7 protein-coding genes are annotated in these 12,065 nt (G+C 40.3%); 6 read left to right on the top strand and 1 reads right to left on the bottom strand.

The window, feature by feature from the left end; translation table 11 throughout:
• Positions 1–225 precede the first annotated feature (225 nt).
• From VYJ22_RS04945 to VYJ22_RS04925, 5 genes are all read left to right on the top strand, one after another.
• Complete coding sequence (locus tag VYJ22_RS04945; protein ID WP_329905410.1) at positions 226–1,755, top strand: Do family serine endopeptidase; 1,530 nt, start codon at positions 226–228, stop codon at positions 1,753–1,755.
• Positions 1,756–2,494: 739 nt separating this feature from the next.
• The gene (locus VYJ22_RS04940) at positions 2,495–3,358 is read left to right on the top strand and encodes a sigma-70 family RNA polymerase sigma factor (protein WP_329905409.1); all 864 of its coding nucleotides are present in this window, start codon (positions 2,495–2,497) and stop codon (positions 3,356–3,358) included.
• Positions 3,359–3,472: 114 nt separating this feature from the next.
• On the top strand, positions 3,473–4,774 hold the full coding sequence (locus VYJ22_RS04935) for an acetyl-CoA hydrolase/transferase family protein (RefSeq protein ID WP_329905408.1): 1,302 nt from the start codon (positions 3,473–3,475) through the stop codon (positions 4,772–4,774).
• Between the two features lie 11 nt (positions 4,775–4,785).
• Positions 4,786–6,399 carry a sulfatase family protein gene (locus VYJ22_RS04930; RefSeq protein ID WP_329905407.1) on the top strand — a complete coding sequence of 538 codons (1,614 nt, stop codon included), beginning with the start codon at positions 4,786–4,788 and terminating at the stop codon, positions 6,397–6,399.
• Positions 6,400–7,220: 821 nt separating this feature from the next.
• Positions 7,221–7,733 (top strand): hypothetical protein, encoded by a 513-nt coding sequence (locus tag VYJ22_RS04925; RefSeq protein ID WP_329905405.1) that lies wholly within the window; start codon positions 7,221–7,223, stop codon positions 7,731–7,733.
• Positions 7,734–7,997: 264 nt separating this feature from the next.
• On the opposite strand, the gene VYJ22_RS04920 is transcribed toward VYJ22_RS04925, so the two are convergent.
• Entirely contained in the window at positions 7,998–9,044 is a 1,047-nt protein-coding gene (locus VYJ22_RS04920; RefSeq protein ID WP_329905404.1) for an endonuclease/exonuclease/phosphatase family protein, read from the bottom strand.
• Positions 9,045–9,286: 242 nt separating this feature from the next.
• On the opposite strand from VYJ22_RS04920, the gene VYJ22_RS04915 reads away from it, so the two are divergent.
• Positions 9,287–12,055: a carboxypeptidase regulatory-like domain-containing protein gene (locus VYJ22_RS04915; RefSeq protein ID WP_329905403.1), complete on the top strand. Its 2,769-nt coding sequence runs from the start codon at positions 9,287–9,289 to the stop codon at positions 12,053–12,055.
• Positions 12,056–12,065: the final 10 nt, after the last annotated feature.

The raw sequence follows: 12,065 nt of genomic DNA, 5'->3' as shown, positions 1-12,065 counted from the left end.
AATATATAACTTTTTGACATTTTAATAATATTTCCGGCACAAACTCGTTATAGAATAGTAAATAGTCAGTATTATGTTAAACAAGAAACGTATTTTATTGGAACATTTCTACGGTTTTAATTTTTGATAATTTATACAGCTTCTATCTTTTCGGCGCTGTATTACTGACCCTGAAGGTCTAAAAACACATTTTAAAAGTAAATTATTATAATTTTAAATAGTGATATGAATAAAATATGGAAGAATATGGCTACTTCGCTTCTCATTGTAGCCATCAGTGCAGGTACTGCTGCCGGAACGGTTTCATTATTAAAAACCTCATCAATCAGCAGGAATTTATCTACAACGCAAGTATCAACTGCAAGATCACCCGAGTATGACAACACCTATGGCTTTAGGAACACATCCCTTACAGCCGACCAAGGTGTAAAGAGTATGGGCAACGCCCCTGATCTTACACCTGCGGCAGAAAGAGCAGTGCAAGCTGTAGTCCACATCAAAGTGCAAGGAGAAAGAGAGGTCAGAGGGGGCTATATAGATCCGCTGGAATTCTTTTTCGGGGGACGAGAAAGTTCTCGTATGCCTCAGAAACAAGAAGTAGTTGGTTTCGGATCAGGTGTCATTATCAGTGATGACGGCTATATCATTACCAATAGTCATGTTGTTGCAGATAGTAAAAACATAAATGTTACACTTAATGACAACAGAAGCTTCAAAGCAAAACTGATAGGAACAGACCCAAGTACGGATATTGCTTTGATCAAAATAGAAGGAAAAAACTTCCCCACGCTACCTTTCGGAGATGCAGATAAACTACGCTTAGGTGAGTGGGTATTGGCTGTAGGTAATCCCTTCAACCTCACCTCTACTGTAACTTCGGGTATTGTGAGTGCTAAATCAAGAGCGACAGCCGAAAGAGATCCTAAAGGCGGTCTTAAAGTAGAGTCTTATATCCAAACAGATGCTGCCGTAAACCGAGGGAATAGCGGAGGAGCTCTGGTAAACGCTGCGGGTGAACTCGTAGGCATCAATTCTATGATTTTCTCGGAAACAGGTAATTTTACAGGTTATTCATTTGCTGTCCCCATCAATATAGCGGCCAAAGTGGTGGCAGACATCAAGAACTACGGCAGTGTACAGCGCGCTATGCTGGGAATAACGGGCGGAGACGTAACTAATGAATTGGTTACATCTAAGAAATTGTCTGTAAATTCAGGTTTCTACGTAGCTGATTTCTCCGAGATCAGTGCAGCTGTAGCAGCAGGTATAGAGAAAGGGGATGTTATCACGGCTATCAATAAAAACCCTATCAGAAACTTTGGAGAGTTGCAGGGGTATACAAATCGTTTCAGACCAGGAGATGTAATACAAGTAACAGTAAACAGAAAAGGCAAAGAACTCACTTTGCCTGTAAAACTCAAAAATCAGGACGGAGGAGCATCAATAAGCAAAAGCTCCGGACTGGGGATTTTAGGCGGTACATTCAAAGCTCTTGAAAGAAATCAAATGAGATCTTACGGCATATCATATGGGTTAGAAGTATCCAAACTCAACTCAGGTAAGCTCAAAGCCGCAGGTATCAAAGATGGCTTTGTAATACTTAGCGCTAATGACTATCCCTTGCGTAGTGTAAGTGACCTCGAAAACATTATAAGAAAAATAATGAGTGCTCCCAAAGACAATAGAGGATTATTCCTCAAAGGGTTTTACCCTGACGGACAGATTAGATATTATGCCATTGATCTGGGGCAATAAAACATAGACAAAGAGCAAGAAAGACAAGCTTTAATTTAAAAATGCGGGAATAATCGGTTCCCGCATTTTCTTTTTCAAACCTGCGGTATACGTTATAAGAGACTGTTGCAAAAGTCAACAGTCTCGTGGATTTTGGAGGCAAAGCCGACAAAAGACACTTTGACTAGGCAGAGAGGGTAAAGTGCAAGGCGCTAAGAGTGAGTGCACAGGGAGTTTACTTCAGGTAAATGACCAAGCGCGAATCTCGCAAGCAACGAAGCAATTGGCCTGCTATGCAACGGTCTCTATAAAAACATAACCTCATCAAATCGTTTATGCCCCTTTGCACTGAATGTAAAAATAAAATAGCCAATTGTGCAATAATTTTCAATAACAATTAGCCATTTCACCACAACAAATAGAATTTAACTCATGTTTAACTTATAAGAATAGTAAATAAAGTATTTACATTTTTTTAAATGAAATAATTAATTGGACTCTTAACTCAATCCGGTTTTAGGGATAAATGCTGAAGATGCAATATATACTTTAAAGAGTGTCATAATATTTATTTTCATTACCAAACAGGAAATACATTGTCCATCCTCGACTATCATATCATGCAAGGGACATGTGGATTTACATAACTAAGTTTGTGTATTTTACTAAAACAAATTGACTGCAAAAAATAGGGCAGGATGGATATGTGACTTCTTTTTACTAAATTTGCAAACTCTAAAGTAAAATCAGATAGCAACAAATGAGGCAGCTAAAGATTTCTAAGTCCATTACAAACCGCGAAAGCGCGTCTTTGGATAAATATTTACAGGAAATTGGGCGTGAGGAATTAATCACAGTTGAAGAAGAAGTAGAATTGGCGCAAGCCATAAAGCGAGGAGATCGTAGAGCACTTGAAAAACTAACAAGAGCTAATCTGCGCTTTGTGGTGTCTGTAGCCAAGCAATATCAAAATCAAGGATTGAGTTTGCCGGACTTGATCAATGAAGGCAATCTTGGTCTTATCAAAGCTGCTGAAAAGTTTGATGAAACTCGTGGTTTTAAGTTTATTTCTTATGCTGTATGGTGGATAAGACAATCGATTCTTCAAGCTCTCGCCGAGCAATCAAGAATTGTGCGCTTGCCCCTGAATCAGGTAGGAACTCTGAATAAAATAACGAAGGCTCTTCAAAAATTCGAACAGGAAAACGAACGTCGGCCATCATCAGCAGAGCTGGCGAAAGAATTGGATATTGCGGAAGACAAAATCTCTGATACCCTAAAAGTATCGGGGAGACATATCTCTGTAGATGCTCCCTTTGTAGAAGGTGAAGACAATAGCCTTTTGGATGTACTAGTCAATGACGATGCACCCAATGCCGATAGATCCCTGATCAATGAGTCTCTGGCCACAGAGATAGAAAGAGTGTTGGGAACACTATCGGACAGAGAGGCTGAAATCGTAAAACTGTTCTTTGGTATCGGTGGCTGTCAGGAAATGACGCTGGAAGAGATTGGAGATAAATTCGGACTCACCAGAGAACGTGTACGTCAGATCAAAGAAAAAGCGATTAGAAGATTGAGACAGAATGATAAGTGTAAATCTCTTAAGCCATATCTCGGATAAGAACACTATCATCTTGTGGATATAACTAAAGTTAATTAAATTTGTAACCATCCTATAGCAAGCACGAGCTAAAGGATGGTTTTTTCTTATCTAATCCTAAAATCTAAGGAATTCATGTCAACTAACTGGAGAGAAACTTATCTAAACAAAATCTGCACAGCGGACGAGGCTGTAAGAAAAGGTATTAAAGAAGGTGATCATTTGGTATTCGGGCATGCGGCGGCAGCACCTGCAGTCGTTTCGAAAGCGTTGTATGACAATAGGGCCTGTTTCAAGGATCTATCCGTCTTTCATATGCTTTACTTTGGAGAAGCATGGCACCTAAAACCAGAAATGGAAGGGATCGTAAAACCGGTACTCAACTTTCTGGAAGGGAATTCACGCCCGGCTTACAACGAACGCAGAGCAGATTTTCTTCCTTGCCATTTCCATGAAGTACCTGATCTGTTCAAACAAAAATTTTATCCTGTAGATGTAGCTGTAGTAAAGCTCTCCGAGCCTGACGAAAGCGGCTATTGCTCTTTTGGTATCTCTAATGACTACACCAAACCGGCTTGTGAGTGCGCACGCACAATAATTGCAGAAATAAACCCCAATATGCCATATATCGGTGGCGACAATTTCATACATATTTCGCAAATAGACTATATCATAGAGGATAACTCCCCTATCACTGAAATCCCGGGACCTCCTATAGGTGAAATAGAGATGGAAATAGGACGTCGATGTTCCGAGCTTATTCACGACGGAGACACTTTACAATTGGGTATAGGAGCTATACCCGATGCTGTACTCCAATGCCTGAAAGATAGAAAAGATATGGGAATCCATACAGAAATGTTTACGGATGGAGTGATGCATATGATCAGATCGGGCAATATCAATGGAGCAAACAAAACTCTGCATCCCGGCAAAGTTGTTACTACCCTTATCATGGGCTCAAGGGAATTATATGAATTCCTTGATCACAACCCCATGATAGAAGCTTACTCTGTCAATTATACCAATGATCCCTTCATTATAGGAAAAAATAAGAAAATGATTTCTATCAATTCATGTATTGAAGTTGATCTTACGGGACAAGTAGCCTCAGAATCCATAGGTCATAATCAATTTAGCGGGACAGGCGGCCAAGTCGATTATCTGCGTGGTGCAAGAAGATCAGAAGGAGGATTTTCTATTCTGGCATTTCCTTCCACAGCGCGCAACGGCAAAGAGTCTCGCATAGTACCGTTACTCAAAGAAGGAGCTACTGTCACATCCATGCGTAATGATGTTGATTACTTTGTCACCGAGTATGGTGTGGCAAGGCTCAAGGGTAAAACGCTCAAGCAACGTGCCTATGCATTGGTAGAGATAGCCCACCCACAGTTTAGAGAGACACTATTAAAGAATATTAAAGAGAGATTCGAATAAAAACTTTTTTAATGAAATCTGATTGTAAAACCATTTGCATCGCCGGGTTCACCGGCATTTTACCTCTAATAAGCTTGGGGTGTAAAACGGCAGCTAACTCCAACAAAGAAGTTAAACTACCTAAACAGTACAATATCATCTATATTATGTCTGATGATCATTCGCAACAAACAATGAGTTGCTATGATCGCAGATATATACAAACGCCTAATATGGATCGTATTGCAAATGAAGGAATAAGATTTACCGAAAGTTTTGTTGCCAATTCTATTTCCGGCCCGAGTAGAGCATGCATGCTTACCGGCAAGCATAGTCACAAAAACGGCAAGCTAAACAACTCAACAGAATTTGACGGCAACCAGCAAACAATGCCGAAACTACTACAAAAAGCAGGCTACAACACTGCCATCTTTGGGAAGTGGCACTTGGAAAGCATACCCCAAGGTTTTACCAAATGGTGCATCCTGCCCGGACAAGGAGATTATTACGATCCTCAATTTATCATCGAGTCTAATATTGCCGGAAAAAAATCAGACACTATCAGCAAACGTGGTTATGTAACAAATCTTATCACTGATATGAGTCTGGACTGGTTGGAGCATAGAGACAAGTCAAAGCCCTTTGCCCTGTTTATCCATCACAAAGCCGCCCATCGGAATTGGATGGCGGATACGGTGGATCTTAATGCATATGAGGATAGAGACTTACCTATCCCCTCTACTTTCTGGGATGATTACGCAACACGTCAGGGTGCAGCCAATCAGGAAATGAGCATCTACAAAGACATGGATATGGTCTATGACCTGAAGATGATGAAAAAAGATGTTAAAACGCGTCTCTCTGGAGCTTATACATGGAACAATGATACACAAGGTATACATGGAGGACTACGTCCTGAAGTAAAAAAAGCATTTGATAAATTTTATGATCCTATCATCCGTGATTTCTACGCCAAGAATCCTCAGGGAAAGGATCTGGCTGTATGGAAATATCAGCGTTACATGAAAGATTATATGAAAATCATCAAGTCTCTCGATAGGAATATCGGCCGAGTACTCGACTACCTCAAAGAGCATAATCTCCTCGAGAACACACTCATCGTCTATACATCGGATCAAGGATTCTACATGGGCGAACACGGGTGGTTTGACAAAAGATTCATGTACGAAGAGTCTATGAGAACGCCACTTATCATGCGTCTACCGCAAGGTCTAAACAAAAGAGGCGATGTAACGCTGATGGTTCAGAATATCGACTATGCCCCCACCTTCCTTGACTTAGCAGGAGTACGTGTACCCCAAGATATGCAAGGACGCTCATTGCTTCCATTGCTCAAAGACAATAAACCGCTCAAGCCCGATGCATGGCGCAAAGGACTTTACTACCACTTCTATGAATATCCGGGCGAACACAAAGCTAGACGCCACTATGGAATCAGAGGCGAGAGGTACAAACTGATACATTTCTATAATGATTTTGATGAATGGGAGTTATTCGACCTGAAGAAGGATCCGAATGAACTTCGAAATGTATACAATAAGCCTGAATACAAGGCTGTAAGAGATAGTATGCTTACAGAGCTCAAAAAGCTGGAAGTACAATATGATGCTCCTATAAAAGACTGATTGTCCAAATCGAGCCATATCCTATTTTATAAAGAGCGATAAGTTATTTTATCGCTCTTTTTATGTGCCTATTCTCCATTTTTTATAAACATTCAAATATGCTATGTGATAAAATGAGACCGTTGCATAGCAGGCAAATTGCCTCGTTGCTTGCGAGATTCGCGCTTGGCCATTTACCTGAAGTAAACTCCCTGTGCACTCACTCTTAGCGCCTTGCACTTTACCTTCTCTGCTCGGTCAAAGTGTCTTTTGTCGGCTTTGCCTCCAAAATCCACGAGACTGTTGACTTTTGCAACAGTCTCAAAATACACTGAATCACCATTCATATATACCTTATTTGTGTTTACAAAAAAACACATTGTACATTACTATCATTCTTATCCCGATTAAGGTATTTAATACCCGATTAGCAAATTTCAGCCCACAATGAGCAAAATTATTGGAAAAGATATGGAAAACAGATAAGTCCCATTTCTCTATCGTCCAATGCCATAATTTGAAATTTCAACAAGCACCATCTATTGGAATATAACCATTTATTTATAAATAATATAACACTACAGAAACCAAAAATAAGTTAAAGAATAATTACTGTATCTGTAGCTATAATTTGAGGCATATATTTAATAAGGAATTTGTTAAAATCGGAGCTAATGTTGGAAGATAAGCTCTTTATAGTTATTTTTGTAGTCATGTTTTTGGAAAATCAAGCGGATTTTGACCATTGACATGCGCCCGAAACACGGGCAACCGCACTGGTGAAAAGTTGGGAAAAACTTGTGTAACACAGTGACGGTGATGTTGAATTTAAATAGATTATTATGAAGTTGAAAAAATTTGTTTTCGGCTTTACCATGGTTTTTACGCTATTGACCGTGAGTATATCAGCGATAAAACCGGAAGACGTATCATCCTCAGGATTGAAAGTCGGTGGAGTAATGCCGGAAATGAAGTCTACTACAGATGGTCTTGCTCATTTGATCCCTCAAAAGAACTCTCATCGTTATACACTGGTCCACTTTTGGGCAGCATACGATGCAGAAAGCAGAGCGGAAAATGTGCGCTGGAATAGATTCTTTACTCAGCACACAAATGACAGGATTAACTTCAAGGGGGTATCTCTAGATACCGAAAAAAGTGTGTACAAACTCACCCTTGACCTTGACAAAGTAGACTCTTCTACTCAAATGCTGGTAGCAATCAAAAAGCAAGATGAAGTGAAATCAACCTACGGTCTTGCCAATGGTTTTCACAGTTATTTGGTGGATGAACTAGGAGTAGTTCGTGCTGTGGATCCTACTCCTGATCAGCTAAATCAATTTTATGAGAACTAAGTCTCATTAGCTTAGTTTCCCTTTTTGAAGGGTCATAGATGACCGACAGACTTTGATTTATAGTAAAGAGTTCGCTGTTTCACAAAATAACGAACTCTTTTTGCTGAATTGAATCATTCTCTATAAATAGTAAAGGCTCGTGATTTACTCACGAGCCTTTACTATTATTGCGTCTCAATGCTTACAAAGATAAATCTCTCTATATCTCAAATACGGCTAAACTTAATCAGGCCTTGTATTCCTAAAATGCCGCACATAATACGTCTAAATCTTCTTGACGATATAGAGATATACAGGGAAGTGATCACTATATCCGCCCTGATATTGTCCTCCAGCAAAGGTGCGGAAAGGATATCCTTTAAAATGGCCTCTTTGCTGACGTAAAAACTCACTGTTGAAAACATGGGCGTATTCTCCGCTTTTCTTATCCTGAAGTACTTTGAATGTTGTATAATCAGAACCTATAAGATTACCATTGACTACCAGATTATCAAAAAGATTCCATACATCCCTATAAGCCAATGTTCCTATCCCCTTACGATAAAGGCTCGTCATAGGGTTGAACAAGTCGAGAGCCGCAAGATTCTCAGGGGTATCTTTGGTTTGCAATCCTCTTTTTATACTGGGTGATACAGGATCATCATTGAAGTCTCCCATGAGTATTACTTTGGCAGAAGCATCATGATTGACCACAGAGTCAGATACACTTTTCATTACTCTGGCGGCAGCCATACGGCGATTGAGAGATATCTGCTCACCTCCCGCTCTGGAAGGCCAGTGAGCTACAAGGAAATGGAATTTGTCACCAAGAATTGTACCGCTTGCTTCCAATACATCTCTTGTTTTTACATTGGGCTCTCCGGGTATATTCACAGCATGAGCTTTGGACGATAATAGCTTGAACACAGAGACCTTGTAAAGCAAAGCACAATCAATACCGCGCGCATCAGGCGAATCATAATGTACAATGCTGTAACCATAGCCCTTGAGTTCCGGTTGAGCAATAAGATCTTCCAAGACCTTGATATTTTCTATTTCACATACGCCTATGATATCAGGGCCTTTATCACTGCCTATTTGAGATATCACCGAAGCCATATGGTGTAGCTTTTCACGGTATCTTTCTTCTGTCCATGCATTAGCACCGTTGGGGAGAAACTCTTCGTCTTTATTGGGGCCATCTATGGTATCAAAGAGATTCTCCAGGTTATAAAAAGCCACAGTGACTTTGGCATACTTGGCCTTATCCTGAGCTTGTAACGATGTTATAACAAACAGAAATAAAAGAAACGATAGGAGTCTATTCTTCATATTTTGCGAGTTTTTTCTTAAAAATATCTTATATTTGAAGTATTAATCTTGTAAACAATGCTTGTCTTGGGTATGATCATGTTGCAAATGTATGAAATTTATGCACACCTTTCTGCTTTTGCATAACTCTTTGTCCTAATATTCTAAATAATAGAACACGGATATAATACACTAAACGAAAAATATTTGTTGTTTTTTTTAATCTTTAGCTGCAAACTACCATACCCCATAATATTATGCGTATGAAAAAAATCGCTACAACTCTTTTATTTGCCTTGGGTATTAGTGCCGTATGTCTCGGTCAGAACCAAGGTCACGGTGAGGGCAAAATTATAGATGATGCTACCGGGAAACCGATGAATAAAGTACAGGTTTCCGTAAAAGGCCCCAAAAATATCGTTGTAACAACCTCATCGGACGGATTATTCAATCTCAAATCACTCCCCCAGGGTTCATATACTATGACTATCAACGCTCCGGGTTATGAAGCCGTGCAGGTGACCATAGTAAAAAAAGCCTCAGGTGAGATAGGAATACCACTGATCAGACTCAAAAGCATTAGTGGTGATACAGACAAAAACTACCTGGATATCACGGTAGATGAGCTCGGTGATACTGACAGCGGACATTCCAATGAATACTCACCACTCCTCACAGCTTCAAAAGATCCTTTTCTGGCTGCTGCAGCTTACACCTTCAGTCCTATGCGCTTCAGAGCCAGGGGTTATGAAAGCGGATATACTCCGCAATATCTCAACGGCATGCTTATGAACGATATGATCACAGGTTATTCGTCATGGTATCTCTGGAGCGGACTCAATGATATCCTGCGCAATCAGGACAATAGTGTGGGGATACAACCTCTGGAAAATGACTTCGGCAGTATAGGTGAAGCTACTAATATAAATACGAGGGCATCAGGCCAAAGAGCTCAAAAAAGACTTACTTATTCCAATAGTAATAGGACATACAGTAATAGACTGATGTTTACCTATGCTTCAGGGATGATGGAAAACGGATGGTCTGTAGCAGGTTCTGTATCAAGACGTTGGGGCAATGGTATTTATTCCTATGTCAGAGGACAATTTTATGATTCATGGGGATATTATCTGGGTATAGAAAAAATGCTCAACCCTCGGCATAGATTGTCTTTGACTTTTATAGGGTCTCCTACAAAAAGAGGAGTAGGTTCGGCTTCTACACAAGAAGCATATGATCTGGTAGGATCCAATTTCTACAACCCCAATATCGGAAAACAAGATGATAAGTGGAGAAATTCGCGTGTAAAAGATTATCATGAACCCATGATACAATTGTCACACATCTGGAAGCCCGGAGATAATACCAATCTTACCACTTCGGTGGGATACCGATTCGGCAAGAATGCTTATAGCGCTCTTACTTGGATGAATGCTCCCGATCCACGACCCGATTATTACCGTAACCTCCCCAGTTATTTTACAGCACGTGCAGTTGATCCTTCTTTTATACCAGACGAAGCATCTGCAGAATACGCTGAAAATTTATGGAAATCCGATAGAAACACTCGCTATATCAACTGGGACAAACTCTATGAGATAAACAAGAATAACAATAAGAAGACCTATGACAGCAACGGCATATTATTGGCAGAGGGGCTCGGCTCTGAATATGCCATTGAAGATAGGATGAATGATCAGCAACAGTTCAATTTTGCTACAGTATTGAATACCAACGTTGCAAATAATTTCAAGTTGGATGCCGGGCTCAACATGCGACTCAACAGGACTCATAATTATAATAAGATGAAGGATCTGCTGGGCGGTGAGTATTGGTATGATATCGACAAATTTGCCGAGAGAGATTTCTCAGGTGATCCTGCCAAGGTACAATTAAACCTACTTGATCCCGACCGCATAGTCAAGAAAGGAGATAAAATGGGGCATGATTACTATGCATATATCCGTGATTACAACGCCTGGGCCGTAGGCAAATACAAATATGACAATCTGGATGCCTATGCAGGAGTCTCATTAGGCGTCACCTCCATGATGCGAAAAGGTCTACAACAGAGGGGGCTTTTTCCCACAAATTCCTATGGTGAGTCAGACACTAAAAAGTTCTTCAATTACGGGTTCAAACTTGGGGGTGTGTATAGTGTTACAGGTAATCACTTCTTAGAAGCCAATATGGCTCTGATGCAACAGGCACCTTACTTCCGCAATATCTTTATCTCACCACGGACTCGTAACTCTTATGTTACAGATCCCAAGCCTGAGAAGATATACTCGGGAGACTTGAGCTATAATATACGTTTGCCTTGGTTACGAGGGCGTATAACAGGCTTTTATACTCGCATCAATGACCAAACCAGAGGAATGAGTTTTTATGATGACTCTCAAGGCTCGTTCTCCAATCTTTCCATCACAGGGATAGATACGGAATATGCAGGACTCGAGGTCGGAATGGAAGCTAAGCTGAGCCCTACTCTCACTGCCACGGGTGCATTTACCTATGGTAGATATCGATATGCATCAGATGCGGATTTTATCCAAACAGTTGACAACTCGGCCAAAGTGATTATGCAAGACAAAGTCTATTGGAATGGGCTCAATACCTCGGGTACTCCTCAAACAGCAGGGACCATAGGGCTCACCTATCGAGCTCCATGGTACGGCATGTTTGGTATCAATGCCAATTACTTCGACAGGAACTTCATTTCCATGAATCCCATTATCCGTACAGAAAGAGCTCGCACTGATCTTGAGAATAAATATGCAATCCCCGAAAAACTCAAAGGAGGCTTTACTCTTGATGTCTTTGCAGGATATTCATACAGAATTAACTATACCACTTACTTGAGGTTTAATATCTCCGTAAGCAATGTCCTTAATAACAAAAAGATGCAAAGCGGGGGTTACGAGCAGTTGCGTGTAATGGTAAACAATGACAAGATAATACGTCCTTTCGACTCCAAGCTGTTCTATATGTATGGTACCACATTCTTCTTCAACACGTCACTGCAATTCTAATGTTAATAAG

Source organism: Porphyromonas pogonae, from assembly GCF_036320655.1.
GTDB lineage: Bacteria > Bacteroidota > Bacteroidia > Bacteroidales > Porphyromonadaceae > Porphyromonas > Porphyromonas pogonae.
Note: the sequence above shows the minus strand (reverse complement) of the source record. Positions and strands in the feature narration are given on the sequence as shown.